General features: G+C 37.1%; 23 protein-coding genes and 1 pseudogene. 5 read left to right on the top strand and 19 right to left on the bottom strand.

Annotated features, from left to right (window positions below):
• The first annotated feature begins 473 nt into the window (after positions 1–473).
• Entirely contained in the window at positions 474–695 is a 222-nt protein-coding gene (locus MCO_RS04165) for a hypothetical protein (protein WP_007552797.1), read from the top strand.
• A 563-nt stretch (positions 696–1,258) separates the two neighbouring features.
• On the opposite strand, the gene MCO_RS09800 is transcribed toward MCO_RS04165, so the two are convergent.
• The 18 genes and pseudogenes from MCO_RS09800 to MCO_RS10095 form a co-directional block, all read right to left on the bottom strand.
• Positions 1,259–1,501, bottom strand: coding sequence for a hypothetical protein (locus tag MCO_RS09800; protein WP_007552798.1), 243 nt, complete (start codon positions 1,499–1,501; stop codon positions 1,259–1,261).
• Between the two features lie 206 nt (positions 1,502–1,707).
• Entirely contained in the window at positions 1,708–1,884 is a 177-nt protein-coding gene (locus MCO_RS10540; protein ID WP_155799341.1) for a hypothetical protein, read from the bottom strand.
• Between the two features lie 97 nt (positions 1,885–1,981).
• Entirely contained in the window at positions 1,982–2,554 is a 573-nt protein-coding gene (locus MCO_RS10810) for a hypothetical protein (protein WP_007552800.1), read from the bottom strand.
• 245 nt (positions 2,555–2,799) lie between these two features.
• Entirely contained in the window at positions 2,800–3,420 is a 621-nt protein-coding gene (locus MCO_RS04190; protein WP_007552804.1) for a hypothetical protein, read from the bottom strand.
• A gap of 5 nt (positions 3,421–3,425) precedes the next feature.
• A complete protein-coding gene (locus tag MCO_RS04195; protein WP_007552806.1) occupies positions 3,426–3,794 on the bottom strand; it encodes a hypothetical protein in 369 nt (122 codons plus the stop codon).
• Between the two features lie 364 nt (positions 3,795–4,158).
• Entirely contained in the window at positions 4,159–4,344 is a 186-nt protein-coding gene (locus MCO_RS10815; protein ID WP_196794024.1) for a hypothetical protein, read from the bottom strand.
• 13 nt (positions 4,345–4,357) lie between these two features.
• Positions 4,358–4,519 carry a hypothetical protein gene (locus tag MCO_RS10820; RefSeq protein WP_196794025.1) on the bottom strand — a complete coding sequence of 54 codons (162 nt, stop codon included), beginning with the start codon at positions 4,517–4,519 and terminating at the stop codon, positions 4,358–4,360.
• 237 nt (positions 4,520–4,756) lie between these two features.
• Complete coding sequence (locus MCO_RS04210; RefSeq protein WP_007552808.1) at positions 4,757–5,122, bottom strand: hypothetical protein; 366 nt, start codon at positions 5,120–5,122, stop codon at positions 4,757–4,759.
• 287 nt (positions 5,123–5,409) lie between these two features.
• Positions 5,410–6,162 carry an RNA-guided endonuclease TnpB family protein gene (locus tag MCO_RS11135; protein WP_007552809.1) on the bottom strand — a complete coding sequence of 251 codons (753 nt, stop codon included), beginning with the start codon at positions 6,160–6,162 and terminating at the stop codon, positions 5,410–5,412.
• A gap of 27 nt (positions 6,163–6,189) precedes the next feature.
• Positions 6,190–6,606, bottom strand: a complete 417-nt coding sequence (locus MCO_RS11140; protein ID WP_007552810.1) for a helix-turn-helix domain-containing protein — start codon at positions 6,604–6,606, stop codon at positions 6,190–6,192.
• Positions 6,603–7,227: pseudogene (locus MCO_RS04220) on the bottom strand (IS607 family transposase). Before MCO_RS04220 ends, MCO_RS11140 begins: the two are co-directional and overlap by 4 nt.
• A 1,064-nt stretch (positions 7,228–8,291) precedes the next feature.
• A complete protein-coding gene (locus MCO_RS04225; protein ID WP_155799344.1) occupies positions 8,292–8,612 on the bottom strand; it encodes a hypothetical protein in 321 nt (106 codons plus the stop codon).
• The gene (locus MCO_RS04230) at positions 8,605–8,832 is read right to left on the bottom strand and encodes a hypothetical protein (protein WP_007552813.1); all 228 of its coding nucleotides are present in this window, start codon (positions 8,830–8,832) and stop codon (positions 8,605–8,607) included. Before MCO_RS04230 ends, MCO_RS04225 begins: the two co-directional genes overlap by 8 nt.
• On the bottom strand, positions 8,822–9,181 hold the full coding sequence (locus MCO_RS04235) for a hypothetical protein (protein ID WP_245256842.1): 360 nt from the start codon (positions 9,179–9,181) through the stop codon (positions 8,822–8,824). The genes MCO_RS04230 and MCO_RS04235 overlap by 11 nt, the downstream gene beginning before the upstream one ends.
• A 189-nt stretch (positions 9,182–9,370) precedes the next feature.
• On the bottom strand, positions 9,371–9,997 hold the full coding sequence (locus MCO_RS04240) for a hypothetical protein (protein ID WP_007552816.1): 627 nt from the start codon (positions 9,995–9,997) through the stop codon (positions 9,371–9,373).
• A 20-nt stretch (positions 9,998–10,017) separates the two neighbouring features.
• On the bottom strand, positions 10,018–10,575 hold the full coding sequence (locus tag MCO_RS04245; RefSeq protein WP_007552818.1) for a hypothetical protein: 558 nt from the start codon (positions 10,573–10,575) through the stop codon (positions 10,018–10,020).
• 756 nt (positions 10,576–11,331) lie between these two features.
• Positions 11,332–11,490, bottom strand: coding sequence for a hypothetical protein (locus tag MCO_RS10825; protein ID WP_007552820.1), 159 nt, complete (start codon positions 11,488–11,490; stop codon positions 11,332–11,334).
• Positions 11,487–11,918: a hypothetical protein gene (locus tag MCO_RS10095; RefSeq protein ID WP_040298873.1), complete on the bottom strand. Its 432-nt coding sequence runs from the start codon at positions 11,916–11,918 to the stop codon at positions 11,487–11,489. Before MCO_RS10095 ends, MCO_RS10825 begins: the two co-directional genes overlap by 4 nt.
• Before the next feature lie 1,190 nt (positions 11,919–13,108).
• On the opposite strand from MCO_RS10095, the gene MCO_RS04260 reads away from it, so the two are divergent.
• Positions 13,109–13,654, top strand: a complete 546-nt coding sequence (locus tag MCO_RS04260) for a hypothetical protein (RefSeq protein WP_007552822.1) — start codon at positions 13,109–13,111, stop codon at positions 13,652–13,654.
• 134 nt (positions 13,655–13,788) lie between these two features.
• On the opposite strand, the gene MCO_RS11495 is transcribed toward MCO_RS04260, so the two are convergent.
• On the bottom strand, positions 13,789–13,923 hold the full coding sequence (locus MCO_RS11495) for a hypothetical protein (RefSeq protein ID WP_007552823.1): 135 nt from the start codon (positions 13,921–13,923) through the stop codon (positions 13,789–13,791).
• Positions 13,924–14,887: 964 nt separating this feature from the next.
• On the opposite strand from MCO_RS11495, the gene MCO_RS04265 reads away from it, so the two are divergent.
• The 3 genes from MCO_RS04265 to MCO_RS11550 all read left to right on the top strand — a co-directional run.
• Positions 14,888–15,817, top strand: a complete 930-nt coding sequence (locus MCO_RS04265; protein WP_007552824.1) for a YopJ/AvrA family T3SS effector serine/threonine acetyltransferase — start codon at positions 14,888–14,890, stop codon at positions 15,815–15,817.
• A 422-nt stretch (positions 15,818–16,239) separates the two neighbouring features.
• Positions 16,240–17,175: a YopJ/AvrA family T3SS effector serine/threonine acetyltransferase gene (locus MCO_RS04270; protein WP_007552825.1), complete on the top strand. Its 936-nt coding sequence runs from the start codon at positions 16,240–16,242 to the stop codon at positions 17,173–17,175.
• A 663-nt stretch (positions 17,176–17,838) separates the two neighbouring features.
• On the top strand, positions 17,839–18,014 hold a 176-nt coding region (locus MCO_RS11550; RefSeq protein WP_007552826.1), incomplete at its 3' end, for a lysozyme.

An 18,014-nucleotide genomic window follows, 5' to 3' on the forward strand; every position in this document is an offset into this window, starting at 1 on the left:
CATCCCGACCCTCACGGGATGCACCCCACCTCTCGGAGTGCATCCCAACCCTCACAGGATGCACCCCACCTCTCGGAGTGCATCCCGACCCTCACAGGATGCACTCCACCTCTCGGAGTGCATCCCGACCCTCACAGGATGCACCCCACCTCTCACAGGATATTCCTAATTCTCAAAGATGCTTTGCTTTTTTGAGTCCGTTCATGGCTTAAAAAAGAAGTTTGCCAGCAACTATTTTTGTCACCAATTATCCATATGACGACATAGATAGATCCTTCAACCTCACCTTTTACGTATTCATAAAACAAATTCTGAAAGAATTGATTAAGGCAAATAAGGGTAAATTTTGTCAAATTATAGACAAATTTTATTCTTTTTTATGACTGTTGCATTTTTACTATAGTTGTTTAAAATGAATTTATATATGATCCATATTGATATTTATTTATGAAAATAAATATAGGAGAAAAACTATGAATGTAAGGTATTTTTTCATAGCAGGGGCAATTACAAGTGCTTTATCTCTTGCTCTTCAAGAATCTGATCGTATAGTAAATAAACAACCATCACATATCGTTGCTCCTTATACTGTTGAAGAAACTGATTTACAGCTTCTTGAACCAATAAGCAGTACAGTAGATACATTTGATATACTAGAAAAACAAAGTAGTAATAGTAAGGAAGTAGCAAAATAGCAAATTTATATAAAAAAGGTAAAAATTTAATGCTTTCAGTATTTGAGTCTTTACATTCTGGTTTCGTGTTTTTCAAAAGTACGCTTTTTACTAAGAAAAAGAGAGTGGACAACTAACGGTTCTTAAACTCTTCCCACACACATTGTGATGTATTACAGAGTTAAATATTGAAAAGACCTCAGCAAAAACGGGAGCTTGTTTGTACTTCGCTTTTTTATCAGCAATGCTCTTTTTCTGCCCTCTATAACGTCTTTTTCTCGCTTGCCCCCTCACATCGCTCTAAAGGGTGAAAATTTTTTCACTCCCCACCAATCCGTTACCAAATTGATTTATCTTGAAGATTCCCCCTTGGCCACTAATGTGTTTTACTTCATAAGTACACACTCACAAGACGAGCCCCATCCTGAACGATTGGTGCAATTTTACTCTTCTGCATTTAATTGATACGAAAGAAGGGGAAAATTAGACGCAGAGAAAATTTATTTCTTAAGACACAATAAATATGCCTTCACGCACCATTATGAAAAGTCATATTTTACAGCATAACAGAAGAATCATTTTTCTCAAAAAACAAGAGTTGTAGTTTCAGTGCTCGCAAAGCCAAACCGATCAGCTGCTGCAAAGCTCCTTTGATAAGAGCGTAAAGTCTCCATATCGCCAAGCAAAGCAAGAGTCGCAAAATGTAGCAAAGTATAAGGTGCCCCAATGGTTTCATCTGTCGACCAATCCACAGTTTCCTTTTCTAAAAGTGGAGCACTATATTGAAAACGAAGCATTTCATGAAGACCAAAATCCCCTTCGCCCATTCTAAAGCTTCATCAAGTGCCTGCTTTAAACGAGCCTCTGTCACTCTCTCTTCGAAAATTTCCAGTCCTTTAGCCACAAACTTCAAATGCACCGCTGGCAAACTTTAGAATTATAAGGATTAATAGTCTGGCAAGCAGCGGCAAAAATACCAAACATAATTAAAAGCCCACAATCAAATTTTGAGCAATCTTTACTAACTTCGTCATTATAGAAAAATTGCACTTCTCATCTGGCAAGAAAATGGTGCCCAAATGACCACCTTTTCCTTCAATTTCAACCGACCACTCCAGATTTTCAAAAGCGCCGTTGCACTTTCCATGGTCAGAATTTTGTCATCATCATAAACTTCATAGGACTCTTCTAGCTCTTTCTTCTCAAACATCTGCCTAATCCCCATCTATTGCATCTCTCTCTGCTTTATCTCCACCACCTTCACTCCCAATCTGCTTGATCATTGTCTCTTTCCCCTCTCATGACTTCTAAAACGCTATGTCGTGTTCTTGCAACACGCTTTTTAGTTCTTTTCTTAACCGGCAATACATTCTCACCTGCTTAAAGACGCCATAATAAAGTTCTAAAATAAGCACGGGAAAAAAAGCAACCCACATTGTCACCGACACAAACACTATGGCAAATATTGTTACAAGAATATCGTACATTTTCCCTCTATCGCCCTTTTTATAGCGATCTTCTTGGTGACAAGTTATTTTACCCCGTTGCTGTTTTACTTCTTGCAATTTTTTGATATTTTTTTTCAACAAACGCCACAATATTATGCAGAGTATTAACATAACTGGTATCAAGGCAAGAACACACACTGTAATAACTTCCCAAAGCACGAGGATAGAAAAAAGAGTGTTATACTGCCCCACTGTCAATTCCCGCCCCACTGTCAACCCCCATTGTGCCGAGGATAGGAGAGAGAGAATCTTGTTCCACAGCGCAATGAGAAGTGAGAGGGACAAAATTACAATACACTCCCTCACAGAAAAAAACTCTTTCACGAAAAAAGAGCGCAGTATGTCATAAAATGCTGTTTTTTTTTGCTTCATTTCCCCCAGCCCTTTTTCCAAGGACGCAATTTTTAACAACATGCTAATTTTAATGGCACTTCAAGTGCTTATGCTTTTTCATCGCTTTTCTTAATTGTCGCGTTACTTTAGAATACTGTATCCAACACTTGACAAAAGAATAATACAAAGCAACCACTGCCGCACTTAAGAAACAATCAAAGATTACCCCCACCAGAGCAAGGAGAAAAATAAATTTCATCATTACAAACTGAGCTACAATCATCTTATCCATTTTGCACCCTTTCGCGTTCTATGCATTGATCTTGTTGCTGCGTTATTTCTTTCAATTGCTGGAGCTTTTTTTTCAACTGAGAGATTAATATTGCGCGAAGTACCAAAACAACAGGGAGAGTTATCAAAACACATGCCGAAATAAAAGTGATCAGCAAAATGAAATAAGTAAGCACCCCAAATCTTTCCTTGTTTAAGTCTACAATAAGACTCGGCTGTTGAAAGAAAGCGATATAAACATAAGCTTTGAAAGCCATAATGCTGAGAGAAATGACGGATATGATGATATAATCTTTTCTAGAAAACGCTATCAACTTTTTGAGTGAGAAGGGGTCCGCCCCTCTACGCGGTATTGCCCCTCTATGTGGTGTTGATGTATCTGGTGCTAAATTCTGATACTTACTTTTCTTTTCATCGCTTTCAAGACAACAAAAACGCTGCGGATGTTCTTTCATCACGCGTCTTTGTTCTTTTACTCTGTAATACAACCTCAAACGCTTGATCAATGAATAATAAGGCACCACAATAATCATATTAACAAAAATGGCAAAGGCCACGATACTGATAAACATAAAAAAAACGAATGGTATTATAAGGATAATAGCTCCTGCCATGGCGTTTATCCCTTGTCTGATTCATCTTGCAGATCAGCCATTTCTTTCACTTGCTGAACTGTTTTTTTCAATTTACGTTCTCGAATACTTTGAACGCCCCAAAGGATAGGTAAAGGTATCAAAAGACAAACCCAGATTAAAACTGGAAGAAGAAAAATAAGATAACCCACACCACCCCAACTTTCCCCATGCAACGTCTCTAATGGAGGTTTTGCAAAGGCAGGAACTTCTAAAACCATCATAATAAAAAAAGTGCAAAACGTGATGAGACAATTACCCAACGTCATTTTATAATTTTTCAACGAAAACACCACGAATATTTCGAACAAAAAAGAACGCGATTTTTTATCAAGTATTGAATTTTTTACCTTCATTTTTTCCCCTTTTTTACTCTTCTTTGCCTTAATTTTTAACCTATTCCTGCTCTCTAGATTTTTCATTTTCCACGACAATTGATTTCTCTTAACGCATCAATTTTTATACCCATAATTCTTAATTCCCCCTCCTTGATAATAAAAATATCGCAACAAAATCTCTTCAATTTTTGGCTTCAAACACTCCGGCTTCATCAGACATCTTGAATCCTTTTTGCTTTAATGCTTGTTTTGTCTCCTCAACGAGTTTCTACAGAGCATAATACCCTCTTTAGTCTTATCCTTTCCCCAAAGTAGAGTAGCATATTTGAAACAAAGCACTTTACAAAGATCAACGGCTTTCACCACCCATTTTAAGGCTTCATCAAGCGCCTGCTTTAAGCGCCTCACACGCACCCCTTTCTTCAAAAAATTCCAATTCTTTCGCCTCAAAGGCCAATTGTATCGCGAACAAAGACCTAGAATTGCGAAAGTCAATAGTCTGACAAGCAGCGGCAAGAAGACCAGTCACAATTAAAAGTCCACAATTAAACTGCGGAAAATCTTTCACTTTTTCATCATTATTAAAGAATCTGCACTTCTCTATCCGGTAAATGATAGGTCGCAAAATGATCTCTTCTTTCCCCAATTTCAACTAACCATCCCAGGCTCTTTAAAAGCGCTGTTGCACCTTTCATGGTAAAATTTTTACCATCATCATAATCTTCACAAAACTCTTCCTTCACTTCTTGTTCAAGAGATCTGCTGAGCTACTAATTCTTCCTGTTATGACTCTTCCAACATTGCGTTATATTTAAGAACGCGTTTCAGTTCTTTTCTTAACAGAAAGTACATTCTCGCCCGCTTGAATACGGAGTAATACAACGCGAAAATGAACATGTTAATGAAAATAATAAAAACCGCCACAAACAACCCCCCCACAATAATCAATACTATAAGATCACTATCCATGTCTTCCCCAATTACTCTTTAGACGACTCATCTCGTAGACGGTTTGTGTCATTTCGTTTGTAGATTGCTTCTTCCAGTTTCTGAATATTTTTTTCCAACAAATACCCCAATAGAATGCGAAGCACCAACATAACTGGTATGAAGACCAAAACACACAGCGCTATAATTTCCTCTAATACATAGACCGTCCCAAGAGCAGTATTTTGCCACTTTGCCAGCTGCCATCCTAAAAAGACTGGAATAAAGAAAGCTATTCTAAACAGCACAATGATGACAGAGATGTAAAAGATGATTCTATAATTTTTCGCTGAAAGAAACGCTTCTTCGAACGAAAAAAAGCGCGGTTCTTTATCAAGTGTTGAATTTTTCCCCTTCATTTCCCCTCATTTCTTTCATTTTTTTCAAATTTTAAGCTTTTCTTAATCTTGTATAAAGGAGCTTTTTGTTCTTCTCAACAACTGATTTCTCTTAATCAATTTTTATATTCATAAAACTTAACGCATCATCTTTTATGGTAAAAAAATCTCAACAAGATCTTCCCAGTTTTTGGCTTCAAACATCCCTTTCTTATCATACATCCTGAAATCTTTTTTCCTTAATTCTTATTTCATCTTCTCAACGAGTTTCCATGGTAATCCGTTCTACCAAACTTATGTAAATATGATCATTTCTGATAAAATATACTGTTGATTTCCTGCTTCTTTGAGGCTGGTTTCACCAAAGTCACAAGACATTGGCCAGAGCCTTCCTCTCCACAGGCTGACACGGTGGAACTCACCGCCAAGTTTTTTAAATTAATCGCGGCATTAATATCTCGATCATGGTGTGTACCACAATGAGAACATCTCCACTCACGTATGTTAAGAGGCAATTGTTCAATCTTACATCCGCAATGATGGCAGATCTTACTGCTCGCATACCAACGATCTGCAATAACAATCTGTCGACCATAGCGTGCCGCCTTATATTCCAATTGACGGCGAAACTCGAAAAAACTTTGATCTGCAAGGGCACGCGATAAATGCTGATTTTTCAGCAAGCCTTTTACATGAAGATCTTCCAGACAAAATGTACCAAAACGCTGAATTAAATCTGTTGTAACCTTATGCAAATTATCCGTTCTTATATTGCTTATCCGAGCATGAAGCTTAGCGAGTTTTTGTTTCTCCTTATGGCGATTGCTCGAGACTTTTTGCTTACGACTTAAACGCCGTGATAAGCGCCGTAAACGATTTAGCAAAGCCTTATAAGGTTTAACGCTTCCTATGGTTTCTCCTGTCGAAAGCGTTGCAAGTGCATTGATGCCCAAATCAAGACCAACAATAGCTTGGTTCTCGCTTAGTGACTCTTGATTATCTGTTTCAACGCTAAAACTTACAAACCACCGATCCGCTTTACGGCTGATGGTTGCTAACAAGATCTTTCCTTGAAATCGCAATTGTTCTCACAGACGAACCCAACCAAGTTTGGGAATTCTTATCTTGGAACCTTGCAACTGTATTTGATCATTGGTCAAAGTAAAACGATCGTGCACTCCTTTCTTTCTAAAAGTGGGATATCGGCTTCTCCCTGAAAAAAAATTCTTAAAAGCCACACCCAATTGAATAATTGCCATTTGTGGAGCATTTTTAGTAACTTCCATCATCCATGGAAATTGTTCTCGTTTTAGAGAATTGAATTGTCTACGTAGCGCATAGTCATTAGGCTTTGGTAAATTATTATCTTTCTTCCACGCTTCATATTGCTGCTGCCATTCCTTCAGTGCCCAATTATAAGCAAAGCGCGCGCAACCACTGGCTCGAGCCATGTAGCTTCGTTGTTTATTATTTAAGTCTAGAGCTATTTTGTGAGCAACAATCATTGCGATGCCTCTACAGCTTGACGAACATTCTCTAATAACCTTTGATTTTTTCTCGAACGACTTCCATAAAGACGAGCACTAAAGACAGTAATAATTTCTAAAACATCTTTGGCTAAATCCTCTTCAAAACTGCTTTCTTCTCCCTGATTAAGAATGACAACCTCAACTTGTTTGGCTTCACAAATGGCGAAGACCAATTCTGCGCCAAAGCGCAATAAACGATCTTTATGCGTAATCACCAAACGACCTATTTCATTTTCAATGAGAGCATCCAATAAACGTTTAAGACCCTTTTTACGATAATTCATCCCTGACCCTAAATCAGAGATGAGTTCACAAGTCCAACCTTGGCTTGCGCAATAAAGCTCAAGAACCTGTTTTTGTCGCTCTAAATCGTCTTTTTGATCATGGCTTGATACACGCGCATAAGCAATGGTCTTTCTTTGAGAAAGTTCTCTCGAATGAAAAAGCTCAGGTCTAAGCTTGGATAGGTCATAACGGCGGTGTCCTCCTGCCGTATGCTCAGAAACAATTTTGCCTTCACCTTCCCAACGACGCAAAGTGCTAATCGAAACACCCCAAAGCTTGAGCGTCCTCACCTATCCCAACAAATCTATCCATAATGTATATTAGTACACAGATATAAATAGATTACAAGTAAGCTGTTAAAGCCCTATTTACTTGCACAACTGCAAGTCTCTAGCTCTAAAATTCTGGTAGCTAACTACTTTCACGGACAAGCTCTCTACAACCCATTCAAGCAAAGCATAACTGAGTTACTCCACCCTTACCACTTCTTTGTCCAACACCACAGACACGTTCAAGATGAATTTATTCAATGTTGCCTCAAAGATGCTTCCCTCAAAGCCAAGACGATTTCCTTGTGCAAAGCTTTTTCAATAAGAGAGCAAGGTCTCAACATCACCAAGCAACGCAAGAGCCCCAAGATCACAGCGCATCATGCCCTTCTTGGTTTCATCCTTTCCCAAAAGCGAACGACCATATTGGAAACGCAGCACTTATACGAAGATCAACAGCTTTCATTGCCCATTTTAAGGCTTTATCACGCGCCTGCGTTAAGTTCCCTGCACGCATTTTTCTTAAAAAATTTTAAGTCCCTTAGCCACAAAATCCAATTATATCGCTAGCAAAGTTCTAGAATTAAAGGGGTCGATAGTTTGGCAAGCAGCAAAAACCTAGCAAGCAACAGCAAGAAGACCAGTCACAATTAAAAATCCAAAAATCAAATTGCGGAAAATCTTTATTCATTCCCTCATTATCAAAGAAATTGCACTTCGCAATCCGTTAAAAAGGTGGAAACCAATAAAAAGGTGGAAACCAAATGACCACCTCTTCCCTCAATTTCAACCAACCGCCCAAAGCTCTTTTAAAAGTGCTGTTGCGCTATAGTTAAAACTTCATCATAAAAACTTTGTCACCATCATAATCTCCACTGGGCTTTCCCGCACTTTTTCCTCACAAGATCAAACCATTAGTTGTCCCCCATGAACGCTCCGACACTGTGTCGTACCCATTCATCACGCTTCTCAATGATTTTGTCACGTTGTAAAATACCTCTCCCATGCTTAGAGGCAATAACTCCACCTTGCCGAAAAAAACAAGGATAATGGCTTATGAAAATAACGAAAACAAAGAGCGAAAGCCAAGAAATGCTCTAAAACGCTTCACTTACCCTCAATCACAGTGTGGTTGATAATCCCCGTCCGTTTCTCTTGCTGCTGGCTCTCTTCTTCTAATTGTTGAATCATTTTTTTCAACTTACGCGTCACAATAATACGAAGCACCAAAATAATCGGTAAGAATAAAAGGGTACACACAAGAACCCATGCAAGCGGCAGCAACATTATAATGGAAAAAATATCTCCCCCTATCACCATTAGAAATCCTAAAAAAATGACCGTAGGAAAAAGTATCATGACTGTAGAGATATAGAATACCTTTTTATAATCTTGCACAGAAAGAAAAAGTTGTTCTTTATCAAACACTAAATTCTGCTTCATTTTGCTTTTCTTTTTTTGATATCTGCTCAAGCACTGTATCACGTTCTTTAAGCACGCGTTTCAATTGCTTTTTCACTTTGCAATAGAGTCTCGCATACTTGATCAACAGATAAAGAAATACTAAAGCAACCATCGTAAATAAAGTGCCCGTTACTGTCTCAGTCAAAAAACGGAGAGCCATTAATGCCACCAAACTATTTGTCATTTCTCTCTCCTATCGCGCTCTGCATATGGATGACTTTATCACGTTGTTGTGTTGCTTCTTCCAGTAGCTGAATTATTTTTTTCAATTTGCTCGTCAATTTCATGCACAATAGCCCAATGATCGGTATGAAGAAAAAAGCACACGCTGATATGTTCGACAGCAACACCACTAAAGCATTCGTATTTCCCTTCCCATCCACCGTGAACACTATATTGCCAACAGCCAGTAAAACCGCAATAATGACAGCAATGAAAAAGAGTATTTTACACTCCTTTGGCTCAAAGGCCATAGATTTTGTACATGAAAAGTAAGGCTCTTCTGTTTCAAATGCTAAATTTTTCCCCTTCATTTTTCCCTCATGAGAGCACAATGGTGATGTCTCCCTCTTTTTCAGTTCCTTAAGCATGCTAAAATACAATTTCACACGCTTGATGAAAAAATAATGAAGCCCAACAATAACCATAAAGAATAAAATGGCCATGATGATGAGTCCGAAAAGACCCCAATATCCTATAAAATAAAGCACTTCTTTCCCCTCTCACATTTTGAGATTTATCGGTTTAGTCTCTGCTGCGGCAAACTTTTCTAATCTGTTCATCATTTTTTTCACTCTCTGATTGAGTATACCGTAGAGTATTAAAATGACAGGTAAAGAGAAGGCAAAACATGCTACGACTAAAGCCACACACACACCAGTAACGACGCAAACGAAAAACCACACAGGGGTAGTCTCTATCAACTGTTTCATCGCTTGCCCCGCCTCCATTCCATTGTGCATCCCATTGAGCGCCTCTCTTACCACCACTGAACCTGAAAGTAGGAAGGGCACAAATATGACGACAAAGAGAATAAGAGAGAAAATGAATAATCTTTTACAATCTTTTCCTGAAAGAACCAGAGATTCTCTAAAGGAAAGGGGCGTAGCTTCCATATCAAATACTGAATTCTTCCCCTCTATCTCTTTTTCATGACTGCTCAAAAACTGCCCCTCGCTCTTTTTAACTTTCTTCAAGATCCGAGAAAAAGCTCTTAAACGCCTAATACGCTTAAAAAAAGAGTAATAAATTGCACAAATTACCGCAAGAGTAAAAACAGCAATCATGTTATATGTGAAAATCACTATCGCAAAGGACAATATTGCAATCAACACTACCAAAAAAGTCATCTTTTTCTCCCTATCGCCTTCTATAAAGTAACCGGTTTGTCTGATTGCTCAAACGATTTTTCCGATAATGATTTTTCTAGCACCGATTGTTTCAACTCTTGAATCATTTCTTTTAAGGCACGATTCAACATTACGTGTAAGATAAAAACGCCAGGAAAGAGTCCTACAAGATATCCAAAGATCGTATTCGGCAAGAGGCATATAAAGGCAAAAACGCCATTCCATCCAGCTTCACGCCACAATTCTTCCAGACGCGCTCCACTCAACGAACCCTGCCCCTCAAAAAAATTTTTAAAATTTTCTATAAACGATTTTTGAAAATTTTCCTGAGCCATTGCTTGAAGCTGTTCTTGAGATATTACGTGAAAAAAACTCAAGGGATTTAAGTAGCCTATAGCGACAACGAGCACCAAGAGGATGACAGCTAAACAGAAGATGACAACAGTGTCTCTAGTTGAGAGAACCATCCATTTTTTGAAGAAAAGGAGCTTAGATTCTTCATCAAGCACTCCCTGCGATACGAAAGCCTTTTGACCTTGTTTTTGAAAAGATTCGTGTTGTGTTTTGTCTATAGTCACGATGAGAACCCCTCACTTCCTAAATATTCTACAGCACTCACCACCGTGAGGCATCTACCTAAAATTCTTTTCACAATGGCGCCCATTCCATCACACACTTTACATTACGCGCCTCAATTTTTAAAATACATAAAGCACACTCCCGCATACTTGATAAAAAAGGTGAGAGAGCAAAAATGGGCTTATTCAATAAAGAACCCACGAATGTCCAGAACAGAAAAAACAAAATAATGAGATAAAAAAGACTCACCACTCTGTCCCCCTATCGCGTTTCGTACACAGATGCCCCAGTATACACAGATGCCCCAGTATACAGAGGCTTTGTTGTCGGTTTTCTTCCTCCAATTGCTTAATCGCTTTTCCAACGAGCAGAACAACACTACGCATAGCAGAAAGAAGCAGTTACAAAAACATATACCAATATAAATTTCACTCGTAGCACAATAATAATAACAATGCTAGTCTCTCACTTTGTCAATTTGAACCCTCTCAGAATGAGTGCTAAAATGGTCACTCTTTAAGCCTCCCAGAATAAATATCCTTCAGAATAAATATATCCTTATAGATATTCTTAAAACTCCAATGATAAACCAGAAATGAAAAGGACCCACATAATGCGCTTACCTAGATAATGCTCTCATTGAAAGCATGAAACTCTAAAAGACAGGGGCCAAGAATATTTTGTTAAGCTTTGAACTCTACCCCTTTATCTTTTTATTACACCTTTTATAAGAAGCTTATTTCTGTATTACCTTTTTAACCCTTCTCGTTCAGTTCTTTCTCCAAACTGAGATACGCTCTGACACGTTTGATAAAAAAATAATAAATTCCAATAATGAGCATACTGTTTAAAATAGTGATGATAATAAGACCGAAAGAAAAAAGAATACCTAACAATACTGTAAAAAGAATCATTTTTGCCCTCCATTTTGTTGTGTAGATGATGTTTCCAATTTCTGAAGCATTCTTTTCAAATTACGATTGAGAAAGAAATGGAGCACCAAAACGACGGGTAAAAATGTGATACACAATGCCCAGATCAGAGTCGGCAAAAAAACGATAAAGTCAAAAAAGTCCCCTCCTCCGGCATAAATTCTTCCAGTAAACAACCCTAGAAAAAAGACCGGCAGGGAAAATATCTTAAGAGACGCTAAAATCAACATAACCATGGCTATACAGAAAATTATTCTATAATCTCTTACTGAAAGTTCCATACATTTTTTCAAAGAAAAGAGCTGTGGTTTCTTACTAAAGGCTGAATATGATCCAATCTCTGGATGCTCTTGCGCAAACTTGCGTTGTGACTGTAATTTGTCTTGTGGTTGTAGCTGATCATTTATCATGCTGACATTACCCCGCTTTCTCATTTTTTTTACAAACCACCTCTCATGAGGCATTTAATGAAAACTGCCTAACGAATCTCCCCTATACATTAATAAGAAAAAATGCGGATACTGATAGTACATGAACTGCATAAATCAAATGACAACAGAACACCAATATAATGGCTCCCCATGCCTCAATGTATCAATACACACACTCATAAATATCTGACAGCTTTATACACAAAGAGAATCGTTAACAACCTTCATGAAAATTTTCAATCCCTATTTCAAAGAATGCACAAAAAGTATAACGCGTATCACAAACAAGTCACACATACATTTACATTGACAAACAAATATGAGCACATAAAAACAGCATCTTTCAATATGACATCCCATAATTTCATAACAGTTTCATGATAAAATGCGTTGTTACAAAACAGCAAAGATGAAGAGAAAAAAATTATACTTATACTCTATAAAAGATATTTCTAAAAAATCAAATATTAAGAAAAATGAGCACTACCGGATAATTTTACCATTTATTTGAACATTCACATTGTATTATCAACATTTTATTTGAAATAACCAACAGTGTTATGGTATAATGACGAAGGGTAAAATTTGTTTTTATAGCTTTATTCTGTTAAAAACATGATAAATCTTCCTCTAAAAAGGATATTGAGATATGCTTAAGAATGTGATGCACAACAGGCATCTCGGTGCTACAACCAACGGCGGAATAATGGCTTTTGAGACAAAGGTTGAAAAATTCTGCAAAATCTCCTCAAACAGAAGAAGCAACAAAACACTACATCAGAAAACACAATGTCATGCGTTATGGCGGCATGACTCATAATGGTATTTTATTGTGTTTTGTCCACATTTGAAAAAATTGCCCTTTAAGCTCTCAACACACATCAAATATTTCTATAAAAGGCAAAAATTTCTAGTGAAAAATAAGCAGCGATAATGGCAAGATAACAATGGTAGTGAAAAATTTACAACAGAGATGATTTTACCATCCAAAGAGCGTTGCTCTTCCTTGAGATAAAAAGTCAATTTCACATCCCCTGCTTTTTTATCAACAACCACCACCGATTGCCCCCATTATAGTATTTGCTCCAATAGCTTTTATACCGCCTCTCTTAAACAGGCAGTTTCCCCTCTCTTACAGGGAATTTTTTGTAAATTCAAATGGTAGGTTCATGAAAATACGTAAAAAACGCGATAGACCTAAAATAATAAAAAGGCTAAGAGAACCAAATGGCCGTATTTCACGTGCCAAAAGCTCTCCCCTATCTTTTTCTCAGCCTACAATTGAAATGCGTGCGAAACACCTTGGTCTTAGCATAGAAGAAGCCAAAAATCCGCTTGTCGGTACCTATATTGGACGACTTTGTTTACAAGGATATAAGCAGGATGCATCAGGCATCAGTAAAGAGCAATATGATACTGCACAACAATACCTACAAATTAGAAACGACTATTTATGTGCCAAAGGTTTTCCAAGCGGATATTATGATGACTTTACACATACCTCAGATGAAAAAGCGCATAAACAGTGGATTCAAAAAGCAACCAATCGCTATGAAGACATGAAAGAAGCAATTAAAGAAGCACAACATCTGTATCGCCAATATAACTTTCATGCTGCATTACAATATCTTGTTGTAGAAGATCAACCACTCCCCTACCTTGTCTGCTCGTTACGGATTATTCTTAATGCACTTCATAAACATTTTGAAGGTTAAATAAAGAATGCGCACCCAATATAAATCATACATATGTAAATTATGTAAATATTGACCCCAGTATGCCCCCTCTCTAACATTGCTGCGTTACACTATGAATTTAGTGAACAACAACACCAAAATTTATTGAAAAATTACAAGCGTGCGTGCTTTGAAAGCCCTAAAAAAATCTCCCCACCACCAATATTCCCATCAATAACGGCCCTACGGACCAACCATAACACCCAAACCTCATCACCACCAACTCTTCCCTCAGACAACCCACACATCCAAAACCTCATCATCAAAATAGCAAACCTCATTTAATCTTTACCAAGCAGCATTCCCCTACCCCAAAGAAAGGAAAAGAACTGTTTTCCCCCACGGAAAAAACTTCTTAATTGGACTTAGTTAAGCTTTGCCCAACCAGCAGATTGGCTAAAATAAAAAGCATAAAGTTACATTTTTTGTTGACAATATATGAAAAATCATATTTAATGATGGATGCGGGAAAGGGTTTTTTATGCCTAAATTTCATTATATTTATTAAGTGTATCATATCGCGTTGTCCTTCAAGATAGTGACGTGAAATACATTTGCGTATTTTAAAATACAATCACATTTCTATCTAATTTCGACTTTCTTTTGTATCCCCAAGTGATAAACAGCAATCGTTGGAATACCAACCTGACGCATTAGCAAAACATAGTTACGTGTTCGAGGAATTTAATCAGCACCAATGAAATCAACCAAAATCGCTCTATCCATCTAAGCTACTCCCCTAATAACGCAATATTGAATACAGAACTTGCCCAATGAGGTTATGTCATAACCATATAAATAGCCAGCAAGTCGTATCTTCTCGAAAAAAACAAGCTAGATTGGTAAAAATGAGGAATCTTTGTCTTTCAAAGCAGGAAATTAATATAAAAGAATTTCTTATCACCACTGTAATATATAAAGCGTGGTAAATCACAAGAGTACACAAGGATTTCTATTTTAAAACATCAAGATGAAATTGCCTATGCACACAAACTTCTCATAAAATTTTACAAATTTTGAAGATGTAGAAAACACTCAGATTTTTGACTTGAGAAAGCCTATAAATCTAAACTGAAAAACCTTCTTACGAAAATTTCTACGACACAAAAGAGAACCTCATCATCATCCCTTATGGAAATCAATGGAAAACATTGTTTAGTCAAAATATGAAAATAATATTTAACACCGATTATAAATACGGAGATAAATATTATGAAACCGCAAGATTCAACCCCACCCACTCACGTTTCATCACAAACACAAGAAAGTGAGAGCGCCAATGAATCATTAGAAAGTCTTCTTGCACGTTTAGAGACAAGCGCCGTCCAAAAAGAAGATACAACATTCAACCGTGAAGAATTAAAAGATATTATTACAAAATTAGAACAGGACATTGCTGATGGGAATTGGATAAAAGCCGATTATGCAAAAACAGATTTAAAAATGATGCCTGCCTTAGTAGAACAGGCAAATCGTAAATATCCAGAAATGAGACTTAAATATGCGATGACACCTCAAGACTTTGCCCTCTCAGTGAAAGAAGCTGTGGAGAATGGAGTTGAAGCTTCCAGATACATAGTGAACACAAAGGAAAGAGGAATTCATTTTGCGGTGATTGATCAGAGAACTATTGATGACAAAACATCTTTGATATTTTTTGAATCCACAACACTTAATAATATGAATCCAGCAATGCTGGCATTAAGGACCCAAATGGCCATTGGGAAACATCAATTGCCTCATTGTCATTTTTCCATAGTAGAAATGGATATTCAACGAAGCTCCTCTGAATGTGGAATGTTTAGTTTAGCGCTTGCCAAAAAGCTTCATATCGAATCTGAAAAACTGACAAGAATGCACAAAGATAATATTAACGGCGTATTATGTAAAAAAGATTCTGCTTTATCTTCTGATAAGTTGGATACATATCTTCCACCGTCTTTTTATAAACACACGCAAAGTAAAAGACGTCTTAAGGAATATATGCAATCAAATCCGGAAGCTGGAAATGCAAAAGTGAACAAAAAAGGTGAAACGCTTCCTGAGAGGTTTGATAAGAGTTTAGTAACAACACAGGAGAAAACTGTCTCTGTTTCTCAACACAGAAAAAGGGTCACTGAATATAAATCTATCATGATGTAATTTTTTAACGTTTTTGTCCAATATGCATGAGGCGTTAAATGTTGCATTCGGCTTTATGCATATGGGCAAATTCATTTGCTTTTTCTTCGATTCGAAGAATACAAACAAGTCTGCCTAGTAAGGCAAAAGGTGGCTTTTGTAATCAAAAAAGCTAAAACCATACATACAAAAATTCATTTAAACGTCTAAATGGCACTCCCAACATCTTCAAACAACATCTTCAAATTTGAAGATATAAAACACCTTTAAATTTTTAATCCTTTGCCAACAAATTATCGTTTTGAACTTGAAAGTCGCTCTTATGAGAGATGCTGCGCTCTCCTCCCTCTTCTTTTTTGAAGAAGAAACTAATACCAAACATTGTTTAGCCAAAAGTGGAAAATAATATCCTAGCTCTGACTTTTAACACGAAGGTGAATATTATGAAACCACAAGATTCAAAAAACACAGCCCACAATTCATCACAAACGCAAGAAAGTGAGAGCGCAAATGAAACATTAGAAAATCTTCCCTCAAATTTAGAACAGCTCAACCTCGAAAAAGAAAAAAAGATTCCATTCAGTCATGAAGAATTACAAGATATTATTGCAGGCTTAGAACGTGATATTGCTGATGGAAACTGGCTCAGAAACAGTTATTATTATGCAAGTACAGATCTTAAAATGATGCCAGCTCTGATAGACCAAGCAAATCGTAAATATCAGGGATTAAATCTTAAACTTATTACAACATCTGAAGACCTTGTTTTTTCAATAAAAGAAGCAATGCATAATGGCGTTCAATCCTCCAGATATATAGTGAACACAACGGATAGGGGAATCCATTTTGCGGTACTTGACCAAAGAACCATTGATGACAAAACGTCCTTGATATTTTTTGAACCAGCAACAATCAATGCTGAGATACCTTTATTGCTAGCAGTAAGAATGCAAGTAATCATTCAAGACAAATTGCCTGAATGTTATTTATCTAAAGGAGAGATGGATATTCAGCGGAGTTCCTCTGAATGTGGGATAATCAGTTTAGCGCTTGCCAAAAAGCTTCATATCGAATCTGAAAAATTGACAAGAATGCACAAGGATAATATCGACGGTGTGTTAAATAAAACAAATCTTACCTTACCTTCTAATAAGTTAGATCCGTATCTTCCAGCTACTTTTTATAAACACACGCAAGGTAGAAGACGTCTTAAGGAATATGGTGAATCAAATCCAGAGGCTGAAAATGCAAAAGTTAATAAAAAAGGTGAAACACTTCGTGAGAGGTTTGATAAGAACTTAGTGACAACAGAGGAGAAAACTCTCTCTGTTTCATTACACAGAAAAAGGATCACTGAATATAAATCTCTTATGATGTAATTTTTAACGTTTTTGCCAATATACGGAGGGGAAGCCTATCATGCTTTGCATGTATAAAGCATGTAATTTTGCGTATTAAGTGTTTTTAGAGCGTATGCTAAATATTCGGAGCAAAACTTGCCCGTAGAGCCATAAAGTGAACCACATGAGTGATCAAAGAACCAATTGAAAGAAACCAGACTTTTTACAGAGCAACAACAGAGCAACAGTAGTAAGAATCTTCATCCTGTAGAATGAGGAGAAAGTCAAGCATCAGACTCATAGATTAAGTTTGTTTGCTTTTTCAATTTACAGAATGCAAATAATATAAGCCATATTGAAGAAAACCGCTACTTTTCTTTCAAAGACAGCACATTTTAAAGCAGCATTAAAAGCTCTAAGACTATTTTAAAGACAATACACAACATATCTCCCTAGCTACGCAGAACTTAAATATTTTGCAAAAGCATAGGCTTTAAAAACACCTCTCGTAGAATTCTTTTAGAAAACCTTTCTACCACCACAAGCAACCATACCAATAACCAGTTTCAAAAACACCCATCACCTACCAACCTAATAATCAAAGTTTCACTGCTCTTTTGTTTTTAAAGAGCAAGAAAGACGTTAATTTTTAGTCTGTTAATCTGCCCCGCCTTGTGCGGGGATTTTTTTATGGAGGAATAAATGAGAAAAATATCATCAGAAGGACTAGCACTCATAAAACAATGGGAAGGTTTGCGTTTAAACGCCTACAAAGACGCCATTGGTGTGTGGACAATCGGTTATGGACATACAAACAGTGCTGGAAAACCTTTTGTTCACAAAGGCATGACAATCACGGAAAAGCAAGCAGAAGAACT

Origin of the sequence: Bartonella sp. DB5-6 (genome assembly GCF_000278115.1) — a bacterium.
Lineage (GTDB): Bacteria > Pseudomonadota > Alphaproteobacteria > Rhizobiales > Rhizobiaceae > Bartonella > Bartonella refiksaydamii.

Excerpts from the sequence above, each read along its gene's own strand:
- MCO_RS04165 (WP_007552797.1), top strand. The coding sequence starts at position 474 with ATGAATGTAAGGTATTTTTTCATAGCAGGGGCAATTACAAGTGCTTTA.
- MCO_RS09800 (WP_007552798.1), bottom strand. The coding sequence starts at position 1,501 with ATGGGCGAAGGGGATTTTGGTCTTCATGAAATGCTTCGTTTTCAATAT.
- MCO_RS10540 (WP_155799341.1), bottom strand. The coding sequence starts at position 1,884 with ATGTTTGAGAAGAAAGAGCTAGAAGAGTCCTATGAAGTTTATGATGAT.
- MCO_RS10810 (WP_007552800.1), bottom strand. The coding sequence starts at position 2,554 with ATGAAGCAAAAAAAAACAGCATTTTATGACATACTGCGCTCTTTTTTC.
- MCO_RS04190 (WP_007552804.1), bottom strand. The coding sequence starts at position 3,420 with ATGGCAGGAGCTATTATCCTTATAATACCATTCGTTTTTTTTATGTTT.
- MCO_RS04195 (WP_007552806.1), bottom strand. The coding sequence starts at position 3,794 with ATGAAGGTAAAAAATTCAATACTTGATAAAAAATCGCGTTCTTTTTTG.
- MCO_RS04210 (WP_007552808.1), bottom strand. The coding sequence starts at position 5,122 with ATGAAGGGGAAAAATTCAACACTTGATAAAGAACCGCGCTTTTTTTCG.
- MCO_RS11140 (WP_007552810.1), bottom strand. The coding sequence starts at position 6,606 with ATGATTGTTGCTCACAAAATAGCTCTAGACTTAAATAATAAACAACGA.
- MCO_RS04230 (WP_007552813.1), bottom strand. The coding sequence starts at position 8,832 with ATGACAAATAGTTTGGTGGCATTAATGGCTCTCCGTTTTTTGACTGAG.
- MCO_RS04235 (WP_245256842.1), bottom strand. The coding sequence starts at position 9,181 with ATGAAGGGGAAAAATTTAGCATTTGAAACAGAAGAGCCTTACTTTTCA.
- MCO_RS04240 (WP_007552816.1), bottom strand. The coding sequence starts at position 9,997 with ATGACTTTTTTGGTAGTGTTGATTGCAATATTGTCCTTTGCGATAGTG.
- MCO_RS10825 (WP_007552820.1), bottom strand. The coding sequence starts at position 11,490 with ATGATTCTTTTTACAGTATTGTTAGGTATTCTTTTTTCTTTCGGTCTT.
- MCO_RS10095 (WP_040298873.1), bottom strand. The coding sequence starts at position 11,918 with ATGATAAATGATCAGCTACAACCACAAGACAAATTACAGTCACAACGC.
- MCO_RS04260 (WP_007552822.1), top strand. The coding sequence starts at position 13,109 with ATGAAAATACGTAAAAAACGCGATAGACCTAAAATAATAAAAAGGCTA.
- MCO_RS11495 (WP_007552823.1), bottom strand. The coding sequence starts at position 13,923 with ATGTGTGGGTTGTCTGAGGGAAGAGTTGGTGGTGATGAGGTTTGGGTG.
- MCO_RS04265 (WP_007552824.1), top strand. The coding sequence starts at position 14,888 with ATGAAACCGCAAGATTCAACCCCACCCACTCACGTTTCATCACAAACA.
- MCO_RS04270 (WP_007552825.1), top strand. The coding sequence starts at position 16,240 with ATGAAACCACAAGATTCAAAAAACACAGCCCACAATTCATCACAAACG.